This window comes from Actinomadura sp. GTD37, assembly GCF_041951365.1.
Classification (GTDB): domain Bacteria; phylum Actinomycetota; class Actinomycetes; order Streptosporangiales; family Streptosporangiaceae; genus Spirillospora.
Genome location: NZ_JBGNUS010000004.1, coordinates 289869 through 314681, shown reverse-complemented (window position 1 = coordinate 314681; position 24813 = coordinate 289869). Strand labels below are relative to the sequence as shown.

Here is a 24813-nt window from a genome sequence, read left to right as displayed (position 1 = left end):
TCGTTGCGCGTACTCATCGTGGGGGCCGGGATCGGCGGGCTCACCGCCGCGCTGAGCCTGCACGCCGCGGGCGTCGAGGCGCTCGTCGTCGACTCGTCCGTCCGGCTGCGGCCGCTCGGCGTCGGCATCAACCTGCTCCCGCACGCCGTCCGCGAGCTGACCGAGCTGGGGCTCGGCGGCGCGCTCGCCGGCCTCGGCGTCCCCACCGCCGAGATGGTGCACTTCGACCGGTACGGCGGCCGGATCTGGGGCGAGCCGCGCGGCATGGCGCTCGGCTACAACTGGCCGCAGTACTCGATCCACCGCGGCGAACTGCAGATGGCGCTGCTCGACGCCGTCCTCGCACGGCTCGGCGAGCACTCCGTCCGCACCGGGACCGTCTTCGAGGGCTTCGAGCAGGACGGCGAGCGGGTGCGGGCGCGGCTGCTCGACCGCGCGTCCGGCGCCGCCGGAGCCGTCACGGCGGACGTCCTGATCGGCGCGGACGGGCTGCACTCCGCCGTCCGCCGCCAGTTGCGCCCGGACGAGCCGGCGCCGCTGTGGAACGGCATCCGGATGTGGCGCGGGCTCACCGAGGGCGACCCGGTCCTGACCGGGCGGACGCTGGCCGTCGCGGGCAGCAACGCCGCGTCCAAGCTGGTCGTCTACCCCATCTCGATACGCGCCGAGCGGCGCGGCCGGGCCCTGCTGAACTGGGTCGCCGAGGTCAGGATCCCCGGCGACCGGTGGGAGCTCGCCGCCGACTGGAACCGGGCCGGGCGGCTCGGCGACGTCCTCCCCCACTTCGCGGACTGGACGTTCGACTGGCTGGACGTCCCGGCGCTGCTGTCCGGCGCGGCGGAGATCCTGGAGTACCCGATGGTCGACCGGGACCCGCTGGCCCGCTGGACGTCCGGCCGCGTGACGCTGCTCGGCGACGCCGCCCACCCGATGTACCCGATCGGGTCCAACGGCGGTTCGCAGGCCGTCATCGACGCCCGCGTCCTGGCGCGCGAGCTGGCCCGTGCCGGCGATCCCGCCCGCGGGCTGCTCGCCTACGAGGAGGAGCGCCGCGACAAGGTCAACGCGATCGTCCTGGCGTGCCGCGACATGCCCGCCGACCGCATCCTGCACACGGTGAGCGAGCGCGCGCCGCGCGGGTTCGACCGCATCGAGGACGTCCTGTCGCCGGAGGAGCTGGCCGCCATCACCGGCGCCTACCGCAAGACGTCGTTCGCCGACGCCGAGACCCTCAACACCCGCCCGTCGTACACGACCGCGAGCTGACCGGCGGCGGAGGCGCTACGCCCGCCCCGCGCCGACGGCGGCCAAGCGGGCGTCCATGGCCCGGGTCGCGCGTTCGTGGTAGGACGGGTCGTCATACAGGAGGGCCTGGGCCGCGCCGGTACGGCAGAGGGCGTCCAGCTCGAAGGCGAGCTGCGGGACGTCGGTGGAGGCGTCCAGCTCAGCGCGGTCGCGCGCTTCGGTGAGGCAGCGCTCCAGGAAGGTGCTCCAGTCGCGCTGGGAGACCGCGATGGCGTCGCGGACGCGGCCGGGGCGGGCGTCGAACTCGGCCATCGTCGAGTGGAAGAAGCAGCCGCCGGGGAAGACGGGCTCGCGCTGGTAGCGCTGCCAGGCGTCCAGCAGCGCGCGGACGCGGGCCAGGCCCTCGGGCGCTGCCAGGGCGGGCTTGACCACGTGCTCGCGGAACAGCTTCACCGCCTTGGCGACGGTGGCGAGCTGCAGCTCCTCCTTGGAGCCGAAGTGGGTGAACACCCCGCTCTTGCTGATCCGCAGCTCGGTCGCGAGCCGGCCGATCGACACCCCCTCCAGGCCCTCCGCCGAGGCGATGTCGGCGGCCCGGCAGAGGATGTCGTTGCGGGTCTGCCGGCCCTTCAGCAGCCGTCCGTCCGTCGTCACCCGATAAATCTGCACGACCGTTCGTGCAAAGTCAAGGCGCCCACCCCTCTTGACGGCGAGGGTCCGGACAGAAGAGTGTACGACCGTTCGTTTATTTTTCTGGAGAGGACCTCCCCATGACCGCCGACACCACCGCGGCACCGCCCCGTGCGGCCCGCGCGCGGCGGGACGTGCCCTGGCTGGCCGCCGGGGCGACGTTCCTGGCCATGCTGGACGCCACCGTCGCGAACCTGGCCGTCCCCGACCTGCACACCGACTTCCCGGGCAGCTCGCTGACCGGGCTGACCTGGGTGATCACCCTGTACGCGGCGCTGTTCGCGGCGCTGCTCGCCCCCGCCGGCCGACTCGCCGACCTGATCGGCCGGCGGACCCTGTACCTGTGGGGAACCGGCCTGTTCACACTCGCCTCGCTGGCCTGCGCGCTGGCGCCGAACGTGCCCGTCCTGCTGGCGACGCGCGGCGTCCAGGGCGCCGCCGCCGCCGCGCTGATCCCCGCGTCGCTCGCCCTGCTGCTGCACGACACGCCCGCCGACCGGCGCGCGGGCGCCATCGGGCTGTGGAGCGCGGCGGGCGCGTTCGCCGCCGCGATCGGCCCCGGCCTCGGCGGCGTCCTGGTGGACCAGTTCGGCTGGCGGTCGCTGTTCGTCATCAACCTGCCCGTCGGCCTGGCGATGCTGCTCGGCGGGCTCCGGCTGCCGCGTGCCGCGGGCGGCCCGGGACGGCTGCCCGACCTCGTCGGAACGGTCCTGCTCGGCGCCGGGGTCGGCGGTCTCGCGCTCGGCGTGACCCAGACGCAGCACTGGGCGTGGACGGATGCCCGCACGCTCGCGCTGCTGCTCGGCGGCGCGGCACTCGTCGCGCTGGCACTCTGGCGGTCCGCGCGGCACCCGGTGCCCGCGCTGGAGATCTCGCTGTGGCGCAACCGCTCGTTCGCCGCCGCGAACGCCGCGTCGTTCCTGTACGGGACGGCCCTGTACTCGTGGTTGCTGCTCGGCGTGCTGTACCTGACCTCGGAGTGGCACTACTCGATCCTGAAGGCGGGCTTCGCCTCGACGCCCGGCGCGTTCACCGCGACCGCGGCGGCGATCCTGATGGGCCGCCTCACCGGCCGTAGCGGCGTCCGCCCGGCGGTGGTCGGCGGCGCGTCCACCATGGTCGCGGCGGGGGTCTGGGCAGTGGTGTCGCTGCCCGCGGACCCGCACTTCCTCACGTTCTGGCTCCCCGTCGGCCTCCTCGTCGGGACGGGCATGGGGATGCTCGCCACCGGCACCGCCTCGGCCGCCGCGCTGTCGGTCGGCCCGCTGCGGTTCGCCGGCGCCACCGGCCTGAACACCACCGCGCGCCAGCTCGGCGGGGCGCTCGGCATCGCCGTCCTCGCCGCGCTGCTGCCGGCGCCGGCGGCGCACGACGACTACACCGCCGTCTACCTGTTCTGCACGCTGGCCGCCGCCGGCGCGGCCCTCACGGGCCTGCTGCCGGCCTTCCGCGCCGGCGCCCCCGCCAAGGAGAGCGCATGACCGAGACCGCCATGTCGGAGTGGACCGACCCCGCCGTGCTGTCCGCCGCCGAGTCCGCCGCGCTGCTGGCCCGCGCGCCGTGGACGCGGATGGTGACGATCGGGGACAGCGTCGCGGCGGGCGTCCGCGAGCCCGTGCCCGGCTACCGCGATCTGTCCTTCACCGACCGCGTCGAGGAGGCGCTGGGCGCGGTGGCACCGGGGTTCACCGCGCTCAACCTCGGCCGCCGCGACCTGGTCGCGGCCGAGGTCGCCGCCGAGCAGCTCGAACCGGCGCTGTCGTTCGGCCCCGACCTCGCGTTCGTGGTGGCCGGCGGCAACGACATGCTGCGCCCGGAGTTCGACACGGACGGGGTGCGGCGCGAGCTGGCCGCGATGGTCTCCGCGCTGCGCGCCACCGGGGCCGACGTCGCCACGATCGGGCTGCTGGACATCACGGTCGCGGGGCTCGGCCCGGCCCGCTACCGGGAGGTGCTGTCGGCCCGCACCCGCCGGCTCGCCGCGCTGACCGCCGACGTCGCCGCCGAGTTCGGCGCGTGCCACGTCCACAACCCGCCGGACCACCCGGTCGCGGCCGACCCGGGCATCTACAGCTCCGACCAGCTGCACCTGAACGCGCGGGGGCACGCGTTCGCCGCGGCGAACACCGTCCGGGCGTTGGCGGCTCACTTGGCGTCGGCGTAGCAGTCGACGACGGCGATCTCCATGGGGAACACGACGGGCGTGTCGCCGAACAGGAGGCGGCGCGCCTCGTCGGCCGCGGCGTGCACGGCGGCGGCGACCTCCCCGGCGAGCGCGGCCGGAGTGTGGACGATCACCTCATCGTGCTGGAAGAACACCAACCGGGGCGCGTTCTCGGCGGGTGGGGGCTGGAGGACGGGGCTCCGAGCGGAGCTCGTCGATTGGATGGCGGTGGGTGGGGGCTGGAGGACGGTGAGGCGGCGGCGCAGCGAGCCGAGCAGGGCGAGCGCCCAGTCGGCGGCCGTTGCCTGGACGACGAAGTTGCGGGTGAAGCGGCCCCGGCTGCGCAGCGCCTGGGCGGCCGTGCCCTGGCCGGAGTCGTCGCCGGCCGAGGTCAGCTCGCGCCACCCGGCGGACGGCGGCGGGCAGGTGCGGCCGAGCCGGGACCGGACGAGCCGGCCCCGCTCCCCCGCCCGCGCGGCGGCCTCCACGTACTCGAACGCGGCGGGGAACCGGCGCTTCAGGACGGCGAGCAGCTGCACGGCCTCGCCCGTCCCGCCCCCGTACATGGCGGAGAGCAGCGCGAGCTTGGCCTTGTCGCGGGCGCCGAGGCCGCCGTCGCCGTCGTCGTGGAAGGCGTCGGAGAGGGCCGCGTAGAGGTCGCCGTGCGCGGCCGCGTCGGTGAACGCGCGGTCGCCGGCGAGGGCGGCGAGCACGCGGGGTTCGAGCTGGGCCGCGTCGGCGACGACCAGCGACCAGCCGGGGTCGGCGACGACCGCCCGGCGCAGCACGCGCGGGATCTGCAGCGCCCCGCCGCCGCTCGTCGCCCAGCGTCCGGACACCACGCCGCCGACCACGTACTCGGGACGGAGCCGGCCGCCGCTCACCCACGTGTCGAGCCATGCCCAGCCGTGCGCGGTGTGCAGCCGCGACAGCTCCTTGTACTCCAGCAGCAGCGGGACGGCCGGGTGGTCGAGGCGCTTGAGCACGTGCGCGCGTGTGGACGGGATGGGCAGCCCCGCCGACGCGAACGCCTTGAGGATCTGCGCCGGGGAGTCGGGGTTGACGTGCACCCGGGGCGCCGGGCGCGGCTCGCCGGCCGGGGCCGCGGGGCGGTCGAAGGCCGCGCTGATGCGGTCGGCCAGGTCTTGCAGGCGGCGGGGGCGCAGGCCGCCGGTGGGGCGCGGGCCGAGCAGCTCGGTGAGCAGGGCGTCGTGCTCCGCCGCCGACCAGGGCAGCCCGTCGCGGCGCATCTCGGCCGCCACCAGCGCGCCCGCCGACTCGGCGGCGGCGAGCAGCGCGAAGCCGTCCAGCCCGGCGGCGGCGCGCTGCTGCGCGGCGTGCACCGCGACGATCCGCCCGATGGCGTCGGCCGGCTCGCCGGGCCCCGCGCCGCCGGACGGCCCGTCGGCGGGCATCTCGTCGAACAGCGACGCCTGCGGGGACGGCTCGTCCGGCGACGGGCGGTCGGGCGGCACGGGCTCGCCGCGCAGCCGCGCCCACGCCGCCGCCACCGAGCGCGGCTCCCCGTACCGTCCGGCATGGCCGAGCAGCAGGCTCTCCACCAGTTCGAGGTCGTGGCAGCGGGCCACCCGCACGCCCGCGTCGAGCAGCCGCGGGTAGAGCCCGGCCGTGGAGGGCCACACCCAGCGCGGCGCGGCGGCGCGCTCCTGGTCGGCGATCGCCGCGACCAGGTCGGGGACGGGACGTGCCGGAGCGGCGGGCGTGCCGTCCTCGGCGAGCGTCCGCAGCGTCCCGCCGCCGCCGGGGCCCGCGGCCACCGCGATCCTCACGTCCTCATTGTGGCCGCCCCACCGACAGAACCGGGACCGGCGGGGCCCGGCACGCGGAAACCCCTCCGCGGCGGGTGATCCACGGAGGGGTTCGGCGTGATCTTCAGCGGGGGCCAGGGCCGTAGCCCCAGTAAAGGATCAGGCGACGAGCGAGACCTGCTGGCCTGCCGGGGTGTCGCCGTAGCGGTCGGCGACCTTGTTCAGCTGGATCTGGTAGTACAGCACGCCGAAGCCGAAGATGCCGAGCAGGAAGCCCATGCCTCCGCTGCAGCTCGGCTGCAGGCCGGCCGCGCGCTGCGCCTGGGCGATGCGGCCGCCGAGCTTGACGTACATGACCAGGGGCCAGATGCCGAGCGTGATGGCGCCGAAGAGCATGGACAGCAGCGCGTTGGTGGCGGCGTTGTCGATGCGGCGGTCGTAGTCGTGCAGTTCGGCGTGGACCTTGAAGAACCACACCAGGCCGTAGATGCCGAAGGTGATGATGGGCAGGCCGAGCCATGCTCCGACCGGGTTGCGGCGCTTCATGTTGATACCCGCGCCGACGGCCGCGGGGGCGGCCTGCTGCTGCGCGGGGGCGGGCGCGTAACCGCCCTGGTAGGCCTGCTGCTGTGCCTGGCCCTGGCCCTGCTGGGGGTGACTCATCGAGTTGCTCTTCCTTTGGGACGCGGTCGTTTTCCGGCCGACCGTCCGTTACCGTTCACCCGTGGGATGAGCCATGACTGTAACGGCCTTTGGCCACGTCGGGGACATGAATTGCCGACAATGGTCATATTCCTGACAGTTTTTCCGGCCGGTCGCCTCACCGCAGCCGGATCGTCACCTCGTCCTCGCACGGCGGCGCCGTCTCGTGGTCGCCGCAGCCGGTCGCGGCGTAGCAGCGGATCCGGAGCTCCGACTCCGTCACGTCCAGGCGCAGGAAGCTCTTGAAGAACGGCGGCCTGTCCCAGTCGGCCAGCTCCGAGCGGAAGCGCTGCGGGAGCCGGTGCACCGGCAGCCGCAGGAACCGGGGGCGGCGCCGGCCGTCGCGCGGGACGCCCAGGACGGCCGCGACGAAGCGCGCCCGGCGCGGCGGCCGGTCGTCCCGCGGGGCCTTGTAGCCGCGCCCCGGCCGGATGCCGAGCCGGTACCGGACGGCGGCGGTGGCGTCCTCCGGGGTGAGCTCGAACAGCTTCGGCAGCCGCAGCCACCGCCCGTACAGCTTGCTGTAGCGCGACAGGGAGTCGCCGCGCAGCGGGTAGCAGCGGAACTCGTTCTCCTCCACCGCGCGCGTCCGGGGGATCGTGTGGGTGGCGTGCATGAACGCGCCGCCGCCGCCCGAGACGATGTACTGGATCGTCCGGCCGTCGCCGGTGCGCAGCGGGTAGCGCTGGTAGTTGTGGATGTCGCCGCCGATCGCGGCGACGTAGTGGTGCGCGGGGTCCCGGACGATCTCGTCGACCGTCCCGCCGCCCTCGATCGCCCCCGGACGGTGCTCGTCGTCCACGTAGATCGGCTTCCCGGTCACCAGCAGCTTCGGCTTGGGGCCGCCGGACACCTCGCGCAGCCAGCGCCCCTGGTCGCGGTCGACGACTCCGGTGATGCCGGTGTCGATGCCGACGATCCGCAGCGACGGCGTGTCGATCGCCCAGTACGGCCCCGGCTGGACGCCCTGCTGACCGGGCGCGCCCCGGAACGCGCGGCGGGCCTCCGCGAGGGCCTCCGCGTCGACCGTCCCGGAGCGGCGCCAGAGCAGGCGCGGCAGGAACGCGAGCGGGCCGCGCCAGGGCGGCGGGGAGCAGTCGGCGTCCAGGCCGCAGAACACGTGCAGGAAGCCGCGCAGCCCGTCGTACCAGTCGTGGTTGCCGGGGACGGCGTAGATGGGCGCGGGGTAGTCCTTGTAGGGGCGGAAGAACTTCTCGGGGTACTGGCCCGCGTCCCCGGTCGGGTAGATCACGTCGCTGGCGACGATCATGAAGTCGGTGCCGCCCGCGGCGTGCAGCAGCGGCGGCACCACCGCGTACTGCGACCGGTCGCCCTCCCCGGTGTCGCCGAGCAGCGCGAACGAGAACTCCGGCGCCGAGCGGTGCACGGTGAACGCGGCCGGCGTGCCCCGCTCGCGCAGCGCGGCCACGCAGCGGCGGCGGATCGTGTTGGACGGGTCGCCGAACAGCCGCGCGAGCACGTCGTTGCGGGACCGCCACAGCACCGCCGGCCGCCGCCACGAGAAGTCGGGGACGCGCTCCGGCAGCAGGTCGTTGAACGTGCCGGGTCTGCCGCAGACCCACCCCGCACCCGCCTCGGAGGTGCGGGAGTTGTCGGGCGCGGGGGAAACCTCGGACACAGAACGCCTCCGGCAGCGGTGAGGGAATCCTCACAGCCTGTCCGGAGGCGTGCACGGCGTCAAGCGCACGTAAAGGCCGGGGTCGGGCTCGCCGTCAGCGCGGCGCGGTCGCGTGCGTGGTGGACGCCGGCGCCACCCCCAGGGACGCCGGCGCCACCACGTCGAGGGCGTCTGCGGTCATCATGAGTCCCCCCAGAACGGCGAGCGTGCAGTCGCCTCTCACGATGCCTCCACAGACGGCCCCAAGGTCCCGAAAGCGGGACGTAACTGACGCTATACGGAGGGCCGTAATGCAGACGTAAACCGACCCAAACGAGGGGCCAAAACCTAGGGGGCGAGAACGCGGAGCGCGCCCGGCAGCACCCTGGCGGTGACCGGGAGCACCCCCGGCAGCTCGCCGTCCGCCCCGTACGGGAGCGTCCGGCCGGGCGGCCCGGCCAGCTCGATCCGCACCTCCCGGCCGCGCATGACCTCCACCTCCGGGCGCCGCACGTGCGTCCCCTTCTCCAGCTCCCGCATCACGGAGAAGAACAGCGTCCGCGGCGCCTTCCGGATGAGGACCACGTCGAGCAGGCCGTCGTCCACGCGCGCGTCCGGGGCGATGTGCTTGCCGAACCCGTAGTAGCCGGAGTTCGCCGCGACGACGGTGTAGCCCTCCCGCCGGTGCCGCTCGCCGTCCACGGTGATCAGGTAGTCGGCGTGCCGCCAGGTGGCGATCGCCCGCAGCGCGCCCACGTAGTAGGCGGCGGAGCCGCGCAGCAGCCGCGTCCTGTTGGCGTTGTCGTTGGCGACGGCGTCGACGCCCGCGTAGACGCTGCCGAGGACGGGCGTCCCGTTGGCCTCGATGGCGTCCACCGCGCGGGGCTCGCCGTCCAGCAGCAGCGGGGCCAGCTCCGCCGCGCCGGACGGGACGCCGAGCTGCCGCGCGAAGTCGTTGCCGCGCCCGGCGGGGACGATGCCGAAGACCGCGTCCGCCCCGGCGCCGTCCATCCCCACCAGGGCTCCGCCGACGCAGCCGACCATGCCGTCGCCGCCGACGCCGAGCACGACGCGCCCGGCCCCCGCCGCGGCGCGGGCGACGGCGGCGGCGTGCTCCATGCCGCGGCTGTACTCGACGTCGAGTTCGGCGCCCGCCTCGCGCAGCAGCCGGCCCAGCGGCATCAGGCAGGAGGCGGACGCGGAGCCGCCCGCCGCCGGGTTGACGATCGCGGTGAACGCGCGCATGGCGGCTACTCCTCCGGGGCCGGCGGGACGAGGACGCCCGGGTTGAGGATCCCCGCCGGATCGACCCGGTCCTTGACGGCGCGCAGCACGGCCGCGCCCAGCGGCCCGATCTCCGCGGCGTACCAGTCGCGGTGGTCGGTGCCCACGCCGTGGTGGTGGCTGATCGTCCCGCCCGCGCCCGCGATCGCGTCGCTGGCCGCGCGCTTCGCCTGCTCCCAGTGCTCCACGGGGTCCTCGCCCTGCGCGGACACGACGGTGAAGTACAGGGACGCGCCGGACGGGTAGACGTGCGAGATGTGGCACATGACGAGCGGGGACGTCCCCGCCCCCGACAGGGTTTCGGTCAGGGCGCGCCGGACGGCCTCGTACAGCCGCGGGACGTCCGACCAGAACGCGGCGGTCTCCAGCGTCTCGGCGAACGCGCCCACGTCCAGCAGCGAGTCGCGCAGGTAGGGGGCGTTGAAGCGGCCGTGCTCCCACTTCTCGCCCGGCCCGGCGCCGAGCGGCTCGCCGCCTGCCTCGCGGAGCACCTCCGCCGCGCCGGCGCGGCGGGCGGCCACGTTCTCCGGCGTGCCCTCGAAGCCGAGCACGGCCAGGCATCCGGCGTCCGGCCGGGGGGCCGCGCCCGGCGCCCCGAGCGCGGCCGGGTCGGCCAGCCCGATCATGGTCTCGGCCTCGTCCGACAGCCGCAGCACGGCGGGGAGCGGGCCGTCCTGGGCGAGCCGGCGGAGCGCGGCGGCGCCCCGGTCGAACGACGCGAACCGCCAGCCCTCGTACTCCCGGGCGGCGGGTGCGGGCTGGATCCGCACCCGCACCGACGTGATCACGCCGAACGCGCCCTCCGAGCCGAGGACGAGCTGCCGCAGGTCGGGCCCGGCCGCCGACTTCGGCGCGCGGCCGAGGTCCAGCGGCCCCTCGGGGGTCGCCGCGGTCAGGCCGACGACCATGTCGTCGAACCGCCCGTAGCCGGCGGACGCCTGCCCGCTCGACCGCGCCGCCGCGAACCCGCCGATCGACGCCCACTCGAACGACTGCGGGAAGTGCCCGAGCGTGTACCCGCGCTCGGCGAGCAGCGCCTCCGCCGCCGGGGCGCGCAGCCCCGGCTGGAGGACGGCCGTGCGGGAGACCTCGTCGATCTCGACGAGGCGGTCCATGCGCCGCAGGTCGAGGGCGACGAAGGCGTCCACGCCGCGGGGCGCGAGCCCGCCGACGACGGACGTGCCGCCGCCGAACGGCACCACCGCGATCCGCTTCGCGGCGCACAGCCGCAGCACCGCGAGGACCTCGTCGTGCGAGCCGGGCAGGACGACCGCGTCCGGCGCGTCGGAGGTCTCCCCCGCGCGGATGCGCAGCAGGTCGGGCGTCGACTTGCCGCGCGTGTGCCGGATCCGCGACTCGGTGTCGGCGCGGACGTTCCCGTCGCCGACGATCCCGGCGAGCGCGGTGAGGTCCGCGCCCGCCAGCCGGGGCGCGGCGACCTTCAGCCCCGCCAGGCCCACCGGCGGCGCCTCGGCGGGCCGCACGCCGAGCAGGTCGCGCAGCAGCCCGACCATCGGCTCCGGCAGCGGCGCGGCCCTGGCCGGATCGCCCCAGCCGCTCCACAGCATGTCCCGCGTCTCCACGCCGCCTCCCGTGGCAGTCCCCGATCACTCTGGCTTACACTGTGACACATGACGTCGAATCGTCACAACAGCCCGGCGGCCCGGACCGCCGACGACGCCGTGCTCGACGCCGCGCGCGACTGCGTGCTGGCCGTCGGCGTGCGCCGGACGACGCTGACCGACATCGCCCGCCGCGCGGGCGTGTCCCGGATGACGCTGTACCGCCGCTGGCCGGACGTCCGCACGATCGTCGCCGACCTGATGACCCGCGAGTGGACCGGCATCGGCGCGGCGCTGCAGCCGCCCGACGACGGCCGTCCCGTCCGGCCCCGGATGGTGGAGGGCCTGGTCACCGGCGTCCGGACGTTCCGCGACCACCCGCTGCTGCGCAAGATCGTCGAAGTCGACCCGGAACTGCTGCTGCCGTACCTGCTGGACCGCTGCGGCGCCAGCCAGCGGGCGTTCCTCGGCTGGTTCGAGGAGGCGATCGCCGCCGGCCAGCAGGACGGCACGGTCCGCGCCGGCCACCCGGGCCGGCAGGCGCGGGCGCTGCTGCTGGTCGTCCAGTCCTTCGCGCTGTCCGCGCCGATCATGATCGAGCCCGCCGACCCCGAGCTCGGCGCCGACGCCCTGGACGCCGAGCTCCGCCACGCCCTGGAGAGCATGCTCGCCCCCTGACCCGCGCGGCGGGGGGACGTGGGATCCCGCCGGACGGCGGCGACGCAAACGGAGGAACTGATGACCGGACCGGAACCGCGGACGTCGCTCAACGCGGCGCGCCGCGAGCGCGAGCTCGCCGCCCTGCCGGACGAGGTGGTGGACGTGCTGGTCGTCGGCCTCGGCGCGACCGGCGCCGGCGCCGCGCTGGAGGCCGCGTCGCGGGGGCTGTCGGTCGCCGCCGTCGACGCGCACGACCTGGCGTTCGGCACGTCCCGGTGGAGCTCCAAGCTGATCCACGGCGGGCTGCGCTACCTCGCGTCCGGGCAGGTGGACGTGGCGCACGAGAGCGCGGTCGAGCGCGGCGTGCTGATGCGCCGCACCGCCCCGCACCTGGTGCGGGCGCTCCCGTTCGTGCTGCCGCTGACCCCGCTCGTGTCGCGCCGGCAGGCGGCCGTCGCGCGCACCGGGATGCGCGCCGGGGACCTGCTGCGGCTCGCCGCGCGCACCCCGCGCTCGGTGCTGCCCGGCCCCCGCCGGCTGTCGGCGGTCGAGACGCTGCGGCTCGCGCCCGCGCTGCGCCCGCACGGGCTGCGCGGCGGCCTGCTGTCCTGGGACGGGCAGCTCTGCGACGACGCCCGCCTCGTCACCGCGCTCGCCCGCACCGCCGCCGGGCACGGCGCCCGGATCCTCACCCGCTGCCGCGCCGTCGGGCTGGCCGGCGACGGCGCCCTGGTCCGCGACGAGCTGACCGGGCGGGAGATCACCGTCCGCGCGCGGTCGGTGGTGAACGCGGCGGGCGTCTGGGCCGGCGGGCTCGTGGACGGGGTGCGGCTGCGCCCGTCGCGGGGCACCCACCTGGTGCTCCGCGCGGACGCGCTGCGCGGGCTCTCGGCCGGGCTGCACGTCCCGATCCCCGGCGCGGCCGCCCGGTTCATGCTGGTGCTCCCGCAGGGCGACGGCCGCGTCTACGTCGGGCTGACCGACGAGCCGGCCGACGGGCCGATCCCCGACGTGCCGGAGCCCTCGGAGGGCGAGATCGGGTTCCTGCTCGACGTGCTCGGCTCCGCGCTGGACGTCCCGGTCCGCCGCGCGGACGTGGCCGGCGCGTACGCCGGGCTCCGCCCCCTGCTGGACCTCGGGCACGGGCGCGACACGGCCGACATCTCCCGCCGCCACGCGGTGCTGACCTCGCGGGACGGCGTCGTCACGATCGTCGGGGGCAAGCTCACCACCTACCGGCGGATGGCGCAGGACGCCGTCGACGCGGCCGTGCGCGGCCGCGGCCTCGCCGCCGGGCCGAGCCGCACCGCGCGCCTGCCGCTCGTCGGCGCCGCGCCGCGGGCCCGGCTGGACGCGCTGGACGCGCCGTCCCGCCTCGTCCAGCGGTACGGGACCGAGGCGCCGCTGCTGGCCGCCCTGGGCGCGCGGGATCCGGCCCTGCTGGAGCCGGTGGTCCCGAACCTGCCGGTGACCGGGGCGGAGCTGGCCTGGGCGGTGCGGCACGAGGGCGCCCTCGACGCGGGCGACCTGCTGGACCGCCGCACCCGGATCGGGCTCGTCGCCGCCGACCGGGAGGCCGCGCTCCCCGCCGCCGAGGCGGCGCTCCCCCGGGCCGCGGTGCGCTGACCGAGATCTCCGTCACCCCGTCCGCCGCACCCCTCCTGGTTTGGCCACGCGCCGTTAGGTTACCCTTACCTAATCGATGAAGACCGGCGGGGGGAACGGGTGACACGGGGGAAGGGCTGCGGGCACTGCCCGGGAAGCCACACGGGCGAGCGGGCCTGCCTGGCGAGCGCGACCGTGAAGGCGCGCTCCTGGCTGCTCGTGGAGCACCCCGGCCCCTGGCCCGAGAACGTGACCGACCTGCCCGGCCCGGATCCGGTGGCGGACGCCGTGCGCGCCGCGAAGAAGGCGGGCGTGCGGCCGCAGCTGATCCGCCGGCCGGGCCGCCGGCGCGCGACCCCGCCGGTCCAGGTCTACGCCGCCTTCTCGCGCGGCGCCGAGGTCTGGATGGAGGGGCGCGAGCTGGCCGACCCGGCGGAGCTGGCGGCGCTCGACCTGGCCGCGCTCGCCGCGGGCCGCTCGCCGGGCCTGTCCCCGGGCACGGGCGAGCCGGCCGGGCCGGTGCTGCTCGCCTGCACGCACGGGCGGCACAACGCCTGCTGCGCGCGCACCGGGGCGCCGCTGGCCCGCGCGCTCGCCGCACGTTTCGAGCGCCTCGTATGGGAAACCACTCATGTCGGCGGTGACCGATTTGCGGCGAATATGGTGTGTCTTCCTCACGGGCTCTACTACGGCGACCTCGGCGAGACCGAGGCCCTGACGGCGGCGGACGCCTATCTGCGCGGCGAGGTCGTCCTCGACCGGCTGCGCGGGCGGGCGGGGCTGCCCGAGCCGGCGCAGGCGGCCGAGCACTTCGTGCGGGCGCACACGGGCCTCCTCGGTGTGGACGAGGTGTCCGTGGAGTCGGTCACCGGTACGACCCGGTACGAAGCGGTCGTTGCCGCGCGGCAGAGCCGTTACCGGGTGGCCCTGGAGGCCGTCCAGCAGTCCGATCCGTGCGGTCCGGACTGCGGGGAGAACTTGCGAACCCATGTTGTTAGGGAACTCACCCTTCTCAACGAGGCGGCCCTCGTGTAATCTCCTTGAGGCCCCATTCGAGGGTCTCGGTGTCGCACGTCCCCAGGTTTCCGGAGTAACCGGACGGGGAACAGAGCGGCAACTCCAGACGTTGGAACAATCGGCGCTTCTGACTGATGTCACCTGAAGCTCGTCGAGCGTCCATGTCCCGTTTTTGTTCGAAACCAATCAAGGTGGGTGTTCCATGGCTCAGGTACGTCGGCAGGCAAACCTCCCTCGTCCCAGCTGGGGCTGGCAGGACGCCGCGGCGTGCCGGGGGGAAGACCTCGTCCTCTTCTTCGGTCCCGACGGCGAACGCCAGCCCGAGCGCGAGATCCGCGAGCGCAAGGCCAAGCAGATCTGCATGGGCTGCCCGGTCCGCACGGAGTGCCTGGACTACGCGGTGTCCCGGCCCGAGAAGTACGGCACGTGGGGCGGTCTGAACGAGGACGAGCGCGCATCCGAGCGCCGTCGCCGGATGCGCCGCGCCAACGCCGCCTAGCGCGCGCAGGCCGCCAGAACGCTCCCAATCGCGATCCCCGGCACGCCACCTGAAAAACGACACGGCCCCGCTCCGCGGGGCCGTTTGCGTTGCCCGGCTCCGGCCGCCCCCGGCCGGAGCGGGGCGCGCAGTCACATCTGCATCACAGTAGGGTTACATCGTGCTACGACATTCCGCTCGGGATGGTCTTTTACCGCAGACGACTCCGCGATGTGACGCATTCACCGAAATTCGCCGCACACCATTTCACGTGGGGCGGCTCACACCCCCGGCCACCCCGCTCGGGCCGCTCAGTCGGACGCCGGTCCCGCCGGGCCGCCGCCGGGATGCCCGGCGCGCTCCAGCCACGCCGTCACGTCGGCGTCGGTGAGCTGGCCGAAATCGCGGTACCACTGGCCGACGGCGCGGAACGCCCACGGCGCCGCCGGGACGACCGCCTCGTCCGCCTCGGCCTCCAGCGCGCGTACGGTCTCCGCGGCGCCCACCGGCACCGCCAGCACCAGCCGGGACGGCCCGCGCTCCCGCAGCGCCCGCAGCGCCGCGCGGGCGGTGCCGCCGGTCGCGAGCCCGTCGTCCACCACGATCACCGGGCGGCCGGCGATCTCCGGCAGCGCGCGGCCGCGCCGGTAGGCGGCCACCCTGCGGTCCAGCTCGGCGCGCTCGGCCGCCACCGTGGCGGCCAGGTCCTCCGGGCGGAGCCCGAGCCGCGACAGCAGCTCGCCGTCGAACACCGGGGAGCCGCCCTCGGCGATCGCCCCGACGCCGAGCTCCGGCTGCGGCGGGAACCCGATCTTGCGGGTCACCAGGACGTCGAGCCGGGACCCGAGCCGCCGCGCGACCTCGTACCCGACGGGGACGCCGCCGCGCGGCAGGGCGAGGACGGCCGCGCCCTCCAGCCCGAGGGGGACGAGGCGCTCGGCGAGGACGCGCCCCGCCTCGGCGCGGTCGGCGTAGGGGAGCCGGACGGTCTCCGCCCGCTGGAAGCCCTCTCGTGCGGGTCTGTTCCGGGACATGGGGACACCCCCTTCCGGGGTTCCCCTACCCACTCACGAACCCGTGAGCCACCTCAGGGGGTTGTCGCGCAGGACGGCGTCCAGGGTGGCCTCGTCGGCGCCCGCGGCGCGCAGCGCGGGCAGGAACGTCTCGAAGAGGTAGCCGAAGCCCGCGCCGCCGTAGCGGCCGATCTGCGCCATCCGGGACACGCCGGTGCTCAGCAGCACCCGGTCGGCGTGCCCGGCCTCCAGCAGGTCCAGCACGCCGCGGACGCGGGCGGCGACGGCGGCGCGGTCCTCCCCGGCGAGGCCGAGCGTGCCGAACGAGACGTAGCCGCCCGACTCGGCGATCTTGCGGTGCTGGCCGGGGTCGTCCACCCGGTCCTGCTGGCCGACCGCGACCCGGTCCGGGGACAGCCCGGCGCCGGTCAGGATCTCCAGCTGGGCGAGCCCCGCCCGGCCGTAGGTCGCCACGGACAGCCCCGAGTAGCGGGCCGCCCGCGCGGCCGCGCGCAGGCACAGCTCCTCGGTCTCGGTCGGCGCCTCGCCCCAGGTGCCGATCTCGCCGATGACGCCGGGCAGGGAGTTGGTACCGTCCATGCCGAAGCCGACCTCGGCGAGCAGCCGCTCGGCGAGCCGCTCGACGCCCGCCGGCCCCTCGGCGCCCGTCCCGGCGAGGGCCTCGCGGACGAACACGGGGTGGAACGGCTCGGTGAACACGCCCGTCCCGGCGACCACGGCCACCCGGGAGCCGGCGCTGATCCGGGCGAGCGCGGCGGCGTTGCGGCCCATGCCCGCGGACGTCAGGTCGACGACGAGGCCGAGGCCGTGCTCCTTGCGCAGCGTCGACAGCTCGCGCTGGACGGCCTTCTCCTCGTCCAGCCAGCGGCCCGGGTCGGACTCGACCAGCTGGGGGCGCGCCGGCCAGCGCAGGTCCAGCTGGAGGTGCTCGTGGGAGAGCACCGGGCCGGTGATGTCGGACGTCGCGATCGTGCCGGTCACGGTCCGCAGCCGGCCGGGCTCCTCACGAGGGGTCATGACAGGCGAGGTTACGACATGTTTGACCTATTCAAAGCCCTATTCGAGGTTGTTTTTACCCGTGCTCCCCTGGTCCCGCGGCACCTGCTCGGTCTGCGCGTCCCGCACGGCGCGCGCCCGGGCGGTGTCGCCGCTCGGCCACAGCCGGTCGATCTCGGCGTTCAGCGCGGCCCCGATCAGCACCGCGAGCGCCGCCACGTACAGCCAGGCGAGCACCGCGATCGCCGCGGCGAGCGACCCGTACACCGACACCCCGCTCAGCGACCCGGCCAGGTAGAGCCGGAGGCTGACGCTGCCGACGATCCAGATCAGCAGTGCCAGCACGGCGCCCGGGACCTCGCGCCACCAGGCCGTCCGCACCGGGACGCTCGTGTGGTACAGCAGCGCGAGGAAGACGATCGACAGGGTCACCACGACCGGCCAGTACAGGCCCTGGACGACCTCGGCGCTCTCCGGCAGCGCCTGCCGCACCAGCGCGGGCCCGGCCACCAGCAGCGGGATGACGATCAGGAAGACCAGCAGCCCGATGAGGTAGAGGACGAACGCGCGCGTCCGGGTGCGGATCACCCCGCGGAGGCCGGACAGCCCGTAGGCGATGGTGATCGTGTCGACGTAGACGTTCGTCGCCCGCGACCCCGCCCAGAGCGAGATCAGGAAGCTGACGGACACGATGTCGGGACTGCCGCCCCGGATCACGTCGTCGATCAGCGGGACGACGACGGAGTCGACCGCGGGGCCCGTCAGGACGGTCTGCGCCTGCTTGATCAGCCACGAGCGGATCTCCGTCACGGTGTCCGCGCCGAAGAGCCCGCGCAGGTGGCCCATCGTGCCGATCAGCCCGATGACGAGGGGCGGCAGCGACAGCAGCGCGAAGAACGCGGCCTCGGCCGCGAGGCCGGTCACCCGGTACCGGAACGCGCCGACCGCGGTCCCCTTGACCAGGAGCCAGCCGACGCGGCCTCCCGTGCGCGCGGCCGAGCGGGCGTGCGCGATCAGGCGGCGGGGTACGCGCGGGCGGGGGCCGCGCGGGCCCCGTGCGGAGTCGGAGTCCCCAGCCGAGGGGACGCCCTCGGCGTCGGAGACGGTCGTCACACCGCCCCACCGTAGAGCGTCCCGCGCCCGGAACATGCCGCCTCGCCCATCTCGGTGCTCCGCTCCGCGTTTCGCGAGCCGCTCGCCTCCCCCGTCCGATCGTCTCGCCACGGGCCCCCTCCCCCGCACATGCCACTGCCCATACCCGGTTCGACGGCCCGGAACGTCGCCCGGACCATGATCGTCCGCGTCCGGCCACCCGGTCGCGAACCGGGCACCCGGCTCCATGGGTGACAATGGAGACATGATCTGCCAGTCCTGCCGGGAGCGCCGCCACGGGGAGTGCCGCGGCGGGTCCTGGTGCGACTGCCAGCACCTGCCGCCGCCCGCGACGCCCGGCGGCGAGCGGCGGCCGGGCGCCCGCGCCGGCGACGACGCCGAGCCGCGGGTGAACTGGAGGCGGCAGGGATGACACATCTCACGTGTCCGGATGCCGGACGTCACTGGACAGTGCGCGAGACGTCATGTCAGAGTTCGAGTATGACTGCTGCGGACCCGTTGCTGGCCAAGCGCCGCCACGTGGACTTTCTGCGCGTCCGCAGCGCGATCTGTCGGTGACGCCCCGACCACGCCCCCTGCTCAGCGGGCGCGTGGTGCATCGGCGACACCTTTGACCTGATCCTGCTCAGCGTTGAGCCGGCCGTCCGAGACTGCCGGTGCGCTACGCGTCCCTCACGACCCACAGATGAGGACGCGCGCCGTGCCACCCGCGATCAAGCGCAAGAAGGCCGAGGGCCAGTGGGCCCTGGGTTACCGGGAACCGCTCAACAAGAACGAAGAGAACAAGAAGAACGACGACGGCCTGAACGTCCGCCGCCGCATCGTCGAGATCTACTCCAAGAGCGGCTTCGACTCGATCGACCCGGCCGACCTGCGCGGCCGGTTCCGCTGGATGGGCCTCTACACCCAGCGCAAGCCCGGCATCGACGGCGGCAAGACCGGCGCGCTGGAGGACGAGGAGCTCGAGGACCGCTACTTCATGATGCGGGTGCGGATCGACGGCGGGCAGCTGAGCGGCCCGCAGCTCCGCACGATCGCCGACATCTCCACCCGGTACGCGCGCGGCACGGCCGACATCACCGACCGGCAGAACGTCCAGCTGCACTGGGTGCGGATCGAGGACGTCCCGGCGATCTGGGACGCCCTCGAAGCCGTCGGGCTGCACACGATGGAGGCGTGCGGGGACGTCCCGCGCACGATCATCGGCTGTCCGCTGGCCGGCATCGCCGCCGACGAGGTGATCGACGCGACCCGCGACCTGCGCGAGATCCACGACCGCTACATCGGCTCCCCCGAGTTCTCCAACCTGCCGCGCAAGTACAAGACGGCGCTGTCGGGCTGCACCTCGCACTGCACCGTCCACGAGATCAACGACATCGGGTTCGTGGGCGTGGTGAACGAGGAGGGCGAGACCGGCTACCAGGTGTTCGTCGGCGGCGGCCTGTCCACCAACCCGATCTTCGCGCAGAGCCTCGGCGTGTTCGTCAGGCCGGAGCAGACCAGCGAGGTGTGGCACGGCGTCACGTCGATCTTCCGCGACTACGGCTACCGGCGGCTGCGCAGCCGCGCCCGGCTGAAGTTCCTCATGAAGGACTGGGGCGCGGAGAGGTTCCGCGAGGTGCTGGAGAAGGAGTACCTCGGGTACGCGCTGCCGAACGGCCCCGAGCCGGCCCCGCCGCTCGCCCGCCGCGACCACGTCGGCATCCACCCGCAGCAGGACGGCGACTTCTACGTCGGGTTCACCCCGCGCGTGGGACGGGTCAGCGGCGAGATGCTCGGCGTCATCGGCGACCTCGCCGAGCGCTACGGCTCCGGCCGGGTCCGGACGACCATCGAGCAGAAGATGGTCATCCTGGACGTCCCGGAGGAGAGCACCGAGGCGCTCGCCGACGCGCTGGCCGAGCACGACCTCCAGGTGCGTCCGTCCACGTTCCGCCGCCAGACGATGGCGTGCACGGGCATCGAGTACTGCAAGCTCGCGATCGTCGACACCAAGCAGCGCGCCATGGACCTGATCGACGAGCTGGAGAAGCGGCTCCCCGACTTCGAGCAGCCGCTCACGATCAACGTGAACGGCTGCCCGAACGCGTGCGCCCGCATCCAGGTCGCCGACATCGGGCTCAAGGGCCAGCTCGTCGTGGACGAGAACGGCGACCAGGTCGAGGGCTTCCAGATCCACCTGGGCGGGCAGCTCGGCGCGTCGTTCGGCAAGAAGGTCCGCGGGCTGAAGACCACCTCGGCCGGGCTGACCGACTACGTGGAGCGGGTCGTCCGCAACTTCGACAAGCAGCGCGACGCCGGCGAGACGTTCGCCGAGTGGGTGCACCGCGCCGACGAAGCGGACCTCAAATGAGCGAGCGCATGGCGCCGTTCTACTGCCCGTACTGCGGCGAGGAGAACCTGGAACCGCGCGAGGAGCACGGTTCCTGGTCCTGCCCCGACTGCCTCCGCAACTTCACGCTGAAATTCCTCGGTGTCGGAGCTCCCCGCACCGCGAGCTAGGAGATCATCGGTGACTCTTCTGGAGACCGACAGACCTACCCTCGACCTCGAAGACATCGTCGAATCGGCCGCCCGCGCGCTGGACGGCGCGCCCACGCTGGAGGTCATCCGCTGGGCCGTCGCCACGTTCGGCGACCGCATCTGCCTCACCTCGTCCATGTCGGACGCGGCGCTGATCCACCTGGTGTCGAAGGTGAAGCCCGGCATCGACGTCCTGTTCGTCGACACCGGCTACCACTTCGCCGAGACGGTCGGCACCCGGGACGCCGTCGAGGCCGTCTACCCGGTGAACGTCATCAACGTCACCCCGTCCCGGACGGTCGAGGAGCAGGAGGCCGCGCTCGGCCCCCGGCTGTTCGGCCGCAACCCCGACCTGTGCTGCCACCTGCGCAAGGTGGAGCCGCTCGGCCGCGCGCTGGAGGGCTACATGGCGTGGTTCAGCGGCATCCGCCGGGACGAGACCGCGAGCCGCCGCGAGCGGAGGGTCGTCGAGTGGGACCGCAAGCGCGGCATGGTCAAGGTCAACCCCATCCTGGACTGGACCCAGGACGAGATGGACGACTACATCGAGGACAACGGGGTGCTCGTCAACCCGCTGCACTACGACGGCTACCCCTCGATCGGCTGCGCGCCGTGCACCCGCCCGGTCTCGCCCGGCGAGGACCCGCGCAGCGGCCGCTGGGCCGGAATGGGCAAGACCGAATGCGGTATCCACCTGTGAGCGTGCCCTCCGCCGCGCGTCCTGCGGCGGCGCCGATGGTCGCGGTCGCGCACGGGAGCAGGGACCCCCGCGCCGCCGCGACCGTCGCGGCGCTGCTCGACGCCGTCCGGGCGCGCCGCCCGGACGTGCCCGTGCACGCGGCGTTCCTCGACCACGCGCCGCCGGCGCCCGACCGGGTGCTGGACGGCCTGGCCCGGGACGGCGCGGGCGAGGCGGTCGTGCTGCCGCTGCTGCTCACCGCCGCCTACCACAGCAAGACCGACGTCCCGGGCGTCCTGAACCGGGTCCGCGCCCTGCATCCGCGGCTGGACCTGCGCACGGCCGGGACGCTGGGCCCGCACCCGCTCCTCATGGACGCCCTGGAGCGCCGCCTGTCCGAGGCGGGCGTGCCGCCCGGCGACCCGGACACGGCCGTCGTCCTCGTCTCGGCGGGCTCCAGCGACGCGTCCGCGAACGCCACGATCGCGTGCCTGGCGCGCGAGTGGCGGTCGCGGGGGTGGCGGGACGCCGTCCCGGCCTACGCGTCGGCGGCCGGCCCGAAACCGGGCGAGGCCGTGGCGGGGCTGCTCGACGCGGGCGCCCCGCGGGTGGCCGTCGCGTCCTACTTCCTGGCGCCCGGCCACTTCGCCGACAAGGTCCGCGCCGAGACCCTGGCGGCCGGCGCCGCCGCGGTCTCCCCGGTCCTCGGCGCGGCCCCGGAGGTCGCCGAACTGATCGGCCGCCGCTACGACCAGGCGCTGGAGACCGTACGCCGCGCCACGGCCGTCTAGGCGTTCGGCGGCCGGACGAGGGGGTATGCGGGCTGCCATGGAACGCGAGGATCGAGACACCGGCCACGCGCCCAAGGAGACCCACGACCGCGAGTTCGCGCCGGTGAACGAGCGCTCGGACGCCCGCGGCCGCACCGTGCCCGCCGCCGGCCGCGAGGAGACGAGCGGCACGGGCACGCCCGGCGTCCGCTACGAGCATCCCGACACGCTGCCGCCGGACGAGGCGGGCGTCGAGGAGGCCGAGCGCGGCGACGACAGCCGCTGACGCTACCCGCGGTCCTTCCACCAGTCGGCGACGGCGCGGCGGACGGGCGCGTGGTGCGCGTCGTCGACGATCTTGATGTCGCCCATCACGGCGGTCGCGGCGACGCGGACGACCGGGACGCGGGCGCCGGGGTGCGGGTCGCGGACGTTGACCTTGCGGTCGCCGAGGAAGTTGCGGCCGGACAGCTCGACGCTGACGCCGTCCGGAACGATGATCTTGACGTCGCCCATCACGGCGGTCGCGGTGATGAGCACCTCGCCGCTCGGGACCTGGGCGCCGCGCAGGTCGAGCTCGACGTCGCCCATCACCGACACGGCCTCCAGCGGCCCGTCGATGCGGCCGACGATGCGCTCCTTGCAGTCGCCCATCACGGCGCTGAAGCGGCGCTTGACCTGGATGGGCGCGGGGTTGGCGCCGGGCGCGCCCATGCCGGGGAGGTCGGCGGTGATGTGCTCCAGCTCGCCGCGGCTCACCGCCGAGTAGGCGGCCTCCGTGCGATCGGTCAGCTCCTCGAAGGTGAGCCGCCCCTCCACGGAGGCGATCCGCAGCCGCTCGACGACGGCCTCCCGCTCGGCGTCGGACGCCCGGATCGCGTCGGGCGCGGACGTCAGGTCGCGGGGCTCGGGCCGGCCGGGGTGAACGTCCTGCCGCCTGGCCGGCGGGCGGCCGGCGCAGGACCGCTCGGGCTGCGGGCTGGACTGACTCATGCTTCCGAAGGTATGCCCCCGCCGCCGCGCGACAATCCGCCGGGGGGACGAGATCGCCCCACCACTTGAGGAGGATGGACGTCAGGCCACGGTACAGGCATGATCTCACGTGGCCCGAACGAGGTTCTGTATCCTGCGGGGCGACGGCGTGAACGCACCGGATCGGCTCGGGAGGACGGCACTGTGGGCGGCAGCGCGACACACGAGGTGGTCAACCAGGTTCCGCCGCTGGCGGGGCACGACGTCGCCGACGAGGCCGTCCTGCTGGACGGTCTGGCGCGCGAGGGCGCGGGCTGGGCCGAGGCCGAGGTGCGCGAGCTGGGCCGGCTGGCGGGCACCGAGCGGGCCCAGGAGTGGGGGCGCCTCGCGAACGAGAACCCGCCCGTCCTGCGCACGCACGACCGCTACGGGAACCGGATCGACGAGGTCGAGTTCCACCCGGCCTGGCACGAGCTGATGACCGTCGCGGTGACGCACGGCCTGCACGGCTCCGCGTGGGCCGACCCCCGCGAGGGCGCCCACGTCGCGCGGGCCGCGAAGTTCTACACCTGGCGCGTCGACGCCGGGCACGGCTGCCCGATCTCGATGACGTACGCGGCCGTCCCCGCGCTGCGGCAGTCCCCCGAGCTGGCCGCGCAGTACGAGCCCCTCCTCGCCGAACCCGGGTACGACTTCGGGCTGCGCGCCCCGCTCACCAAGACCGCGCTGCTCGCCGGCATGTCCATGACGGAGAAGCAGGGCGGCTCGGACGTCCGCGCCAACACCACGCAGGCCGCGCCCCAGCCGGACGGGACGTACCGGCTCGTCGGCCACAAGTGGTTCACCAGCGCCCCGATGTGCGACGTGTTCCTCACCCTGGCGCAGGCGCCGGGCGGCCTGACCTGCTTCCTCGTCCCGCGCGTCCTGCCGGACGGCGCCCTCAACCCGCTCCGGCTGATGCGGCTGAAGGACAAGCTCGGCAACAAGTCCAACGCGTCCGCCGAGGTGGAGTACGCCAACGCGGTCGCCTGGCGGGTCGGGGACGAGGGCCGCGGGGTCCGCACCATCATCGAGATGGTCAACATGACCCGGCTCGACTGCGTGATCGGCGCGGCGTCCGGGATGCGGCACGGCGTCGCGACGGCCGCGCACCACGCCGCGCACCGCAGGGCGTTCGGCAGGTACCTGATCGACCAGCCGCTGATGCGCAACGTCCTCGCCGACCTCGCGATCGAGTCCGAGGCCGCCACGATCACCATGCTGCGCCTGGCGGGCGCCACCGACCGCTCGGTGCGCGGCGACGCGTCCGAGACGGCGTTCAAGCGCCTCGGGCTCGCGGTCAGCAAGTACTGGACCTGCAAGCGCTGGCCCGCGCACGCCGCCGAGGCCCTCGAATGCCTGGGCGGCAACGGCTACGTCGAGGAGTCCGGCATGCCGCGCCTGTTCCGCGAGTCGCCGCTCAACTCCATCTGGGAGGGCTCCGGCAACGTCGCGGCGCTGGACGTCCTGCGGGCCATGGCGAAGGAACCGCAGACCGTCGAGGCGATGTTCGCCGAGATCGACCGGGCGGCCGGCGCCGATCCGCGGCTGGACGCGGCCGTCCGCGAGGTCAAGACGTCCCTCGCGGACCTGGAGACCATCGAGATGCGGGCCCGCCGCATCGTCGAGCGCATGGCTCTCACCCTGCAGGCGTCCCTGCTGGTCAGGCACGGTCACCCGGCCGTAGCCGACGCCTTCTGCGCGACCCGCCTGGCCGGCGACTGGGGCGCCGCCTTCGGCACCCTCCCGGCGGGCCTCGACCTCGCCCCGATCATCGACCGCGCCACCCCGAAGCTCGGCTGACCCCGCGCTCATTATCAGCAAGCAGAGCTCGCCAAGCCCCTCACGAGCCCGGTCACGACCACCGAGCAAGATCATCCGCTATTGAACTGG

Annotated in this window: 25 protein-coding genes; 14 read left to right on the top strand and 11 right to left on the bottom strand. The window is 74.6% G+C overall.

Translation table 11 applies throughout. The annotated features are described in order from the left end of the window. Window positions 1-3 precede the first annotated feature (3 nt). Window positions 4-1266: a flavin-dependent oxidoreductase gene (locus ACA511_RS23110; RefSeq protein ID WP_375026652.1), complete on the top strand. Its 1263-nt coding sequence runs from the start codon at window positions 4-6 to the stop codon at window positions 1264-1266. A gap of 15 nt (window positions 1267-1281) precedes the next feature. Here the strand turns inward: ACA511_RS23110 and ACA511_RS23105 are convergent, their stop codons facing one another. Further along, entirely contained in the window at window positions 1282-1899 is a 618-nt protein-coding gene (locus tag ACA511_RS23105; RefSeq protein ID WP_375026651.1) for a TetR family transcriptional regulator C-terminal domain-containing protein, read from the bottom strand. Between the two features lie 116 nt (window positions 1900-2015). Here ACA511_RS23105 and ACA511_RS23100 point away from each other — a divergent pair, with 116 nt between their 5' ends. Both ACA511_RS23100 and ACA511_RS23095 read left to right on the top strand, forming a co-directional pair. Beyond that, entirely contained in the window at window positions 2016-3416 is a 1401-nt protein-coding gene (locus ACA511_RS23100; RefSeq protein WP_375026650.1) for an MFS transporter, read from the top strand. Next, complete coding sequence (locus ACA511_RS23095) at window positions 3413-4099, top strand: SGNH/GDSL hydrolase family protein (protein WP_375026649.1); 687 nt, start codon at window positions 3413-3415, stop codon at window positions 4097-4099. Before ACA511_RS23100 ends, ACA511_RS23095 begins: the two co-directional genes overlap by 4 nt. Here the strand turns inward: ACA511_RS23095 and ACA511_RS23090 are convergent. The 6 genes from ACA511_RS23090 to ACA511_RS23065 form a co-directional block, all read right to left on the bottom strand. After that, window positions 4081-5889: a bifunctional 3'-5' exonuclease/DNA polymerase gene (locus ACA511_RS23090; protein WP_375026648.1), complete on the bottom strand. Its 1809-nt coding sequence runs from the start codon at window positions 5887-5889 to the stop codon at window positions 4081-4083. The genes ACA511_RS23095 and ACA511_RS23090 overlap by 19 nt on opposite strands. A 138-nt stretch (window positions 5890-6027) precedes the next feature. Then, the gene (locus ACA511_RS23085; protein ID WP_375026647.1) at window positions 6028-6531 is read right to left on the bottom strand and encodes a DUF4234 domain-containing protein; all 504 of its coding nucleotides are present in this window, start codon (window positions 6529-6531) and stop codon (window positions 6028-6030) included. Window positions 6532-6688: 157 nt separating this feature from the next. Next, entirely contained in the window at window positions 6689-8209 is a 1521-nt protein-coding gene (locus tag ACA511_RS23080) for a metallophosphoesterase family protein (RefSeq protein WP_375026646.1), read from the bottom strand. 94 nt (window positions 8210-8303) lie between these two features. Continuing rightward, window positions 8304-8432 (bottom strand): hypothetical protein, encoded by a 129-nt coding sequence (locus tag ACA511_RS23075; RefSeq protein WP_375026645.1) that lies wholly within the window; start codon window positions 8430-8432, stop codon window positions 8304-8306. A gap of 104 nt (window positions 8433-8536) precedes the next feature. Next, window positions 8537-9433, bottom strand: coding sequence for a diacylglycerol/lipid kinase family protein (locus ACA511_RS23070; protein WP_375026644.1), 897 nt, complete (start codon window positions 9431-9433; stop codon window positions 8537-8539). 5 nt (window positions 9434-9438) lie between these two features. Then, the gene (locus ACA511_RS23065; protein ID WP_375026944.1) at window positions 9439-11040 is read right to left on the bottom strand and encodes an FAD-binding oxidoreductase; all 1602 of its coding nucleotides are present in this window, start codon (window positions 11038-11040) and stop codon (window positions 9439-9441) included. A gap of 63 nt (window positions 11041-11103) precedes the next feature. On the opposite strand from ACA511_RS23065, the gene ACA511_RS23060 reads away from it, so the two are divergent. From ACA511_RS23060 to ACA511_RS23045, 4 genes are all read left to right on the top strand, one after another. Beyond that, window positions 11104-11712 (top strand): TetR/AcrR family transcriptional regulator, encoded by a 609-nt coding sequence (locus ACA511_RS23060; protein ID WP_375026643.1) that lies wholly within the window; start codon window positions 11104-11106, stop codon window positions 11710-11712. Between the two features lie 60 nt (window positions 11713-11772). Continuing rightward, window positions 11773-13320: a glycerol-3-phosphate dehydrogenase/oxidase gene (locus ACA511_RS23055; protein WP_375026642.1), complete on the top strand. Its 1548-nt coding sequence runs from the start codon at window positions 11773-11775 to the stop codon at window positions 13318-13320. Between the two features lie 99 nt (window positions 13321-13419). Next, the gene (locus tag ACA511_RS23050; RefSeq protein WP_375026641.1) at window positions 13420-14334 is read left to right on the top strand and encodes a sucrase ferredoxin; all 915 of its coding nucleotides are present in this window, start codon (window positions 13420-13422) and stop codon (window positions 14332-14334) included. 184 nt (window positions 14335-14518) lie between these two features. After that, a complete protein-coding gene (locus ACA511_RS23045; RefSeq protein WP_021600082.1) occupies window positions 14519-14815 on the top strand; it encodes a WhiB family transcriptional regulator in 297 nt (98 codons plus the stop codon). A gap of 290 nt (window positions 14816-15105) precedes the next feature. Here ACA511_RS23045 and ACA511_RS23040 read toward each other — a convergent pair whose 3' ends face one another. From ACA511_RS23040 to ACA511_RS23030, 3 genes are read right to left on the bottom strand one after another with little or no spacing between them, the layout of a single operon-like run. Then, on the bottom strand, window positions 15106-15828 hold the full coding sequence (locus tag ACA511_RS23040) for a phosphoribosyltransferase (RefSeq protein WP_375026640.1): 723 nt from the start codon (window positions 15826-15828) through the stop codon (window positions 15106-15108). 33 nt (window positions 15829-15861) lie between these two features. After that, window positions 15862-16845, bottom strand: coding sequence for a phosphotriesterase (locus tag ACA511_RS23035; protein WP_375026639.1), 984 nt, complete (start codon window positions 16843-16845; stop codon window positions 15862-15864). A 39-nt stretch (window positions 16846-16884) separates the two neighbouring features. Beyond that, on the bottom strand, window positions 16885-17937 hold the full coding sequence (locus ACA511_RS23030; RefSeq protein WP_375026638.1) for a YihY/virulence factor BrkB family protein: 1053 nt from the start codon (window positions 17935-17937) through the stop codon (window positions 16885-16887). A gap of 244 nt (window positions 17938-18181) precedes the next feature. Here ACA511_RS23030 and ACA511_RS23025 point away from each other — a divergent pair, with 244 nt between their 5' ends. The 6 genes from ACA511_RS23025 to ACA511_RS23000 all read left to right on the top strand — a co-directional run bounded on the left by ACA511_RS23025 (window position 18182) and on the right by ACA511_RS23000 (window position 22195). Next, window positions 18182-18349 carry a hypothetical protein gene (locus tag ACA511_RS23025; protein ID WP_375026637.1) on the top strand — a complete coding sequence of 56 codons (168 nt, stop codon included), beginning with the start codon at window positions 18182-18184 and terminating at the stop codon, window positions 18347-18349. A 273-nt stretch (window positions 18350-18622) separates the two neighbouring features. Continuing rightward, window positions 18623-20290 carry a nitrite/sulfite reductase gene (locus tag ACA511_RS23020; RefSeq protein WP_375026636.1) on the top strand — a complete coding sequence of 556 codons (1668 nt, stop codon included), beginning with the start codon at window positions 18623-18625 and terminating at the stop codon, window positions 20288-20290. Beyond that, window positions 20287-20439 carry an Insertion element protein gene (locus ACA511_RS23015; protein ID WP_375026635.1) on the top strand — a complete coding sequence of 51 codons (153 nt, stop codon included), beginning with the start codon at window positions 20287-20289 and terminating at the stop codon, window positions 20437-20439. Before ACA511_RS23020 ends, ACA511_RS23015 begins: the two co-directional genes overlap by 4 nt. Before the next feature lie 10 nt (window positions 20440-20449). Continuing rightward, window positions 20450-21160: a phosphoadenylyl-sulfate reductase gene (locus ACA511_RS23010; RefSeq protein ID WP_375026634.1), complete on the top strand. Its 711-nt coding sequence runs from the start codon at window positions 20450-20452 to the stop codon at window positions 21158-21160. Then, the gene (locus ACA511_RS23005; protein WP_375026633.1) at window positions 21142-21930 is read left to right on the top strand and encodes a sirohydrochlorin chelatase; all 789 of its coding nucleotides are present in this window, start codon (window positions 21142-21144) and stop codon (window positions 21928-21930) included. The genes ACA511_RS23010 and ACA511_RS23005 overlap by 19 nt, the downstream gene beginning before the upstream one ends. Before the next feature lie 37 nt (window positions 21931-21967). Then, window positions 21968-22195: a hypothetical protein gene (locus ACA511_RS23000; RefSeq protein WP_375026632.1), complete on the top strand. Its 228-nt coding sequence runs from the start codon at window positions 21968-21970 to the stop codon at window positions 22193-22195. A 2-nt stretch (window positions 22196-22197) separates the two neighbouring features. Here the strand turns inward: ACA511_RS23000 and ACA511_RS22995 are convergent, their stop codons facing one another. Next, the gene (locus tag ACA511_RS22995; RefSeq protein ID WP_375026631.1) at window positions 22198-22902 is read right to left on the bottom strand and encodes a DUF1707 domain-containing protein; all 705 of its coding nucleotides are present in this window, start codon (window positions 22900-22902) and stop codon (window positions 22198-22200) included. Window positions 22903-23085: 183 nt separating this feature from the next. On the opposite strand from ACA511_RS22995, the gene ACA511_RS22990 reads away from it, so the two are divergent. Beyond that, entirely contained in the window at window positions 23086-24723 is a 1638-nt protein-coding gene (locus tag ACA511_RS22990) for an acyl-CoA dehydrogenase family protein (protein WP_375026630.1), read from the top strand. Window positions 24724-24813: the final 90 nt, after the last annotated feature.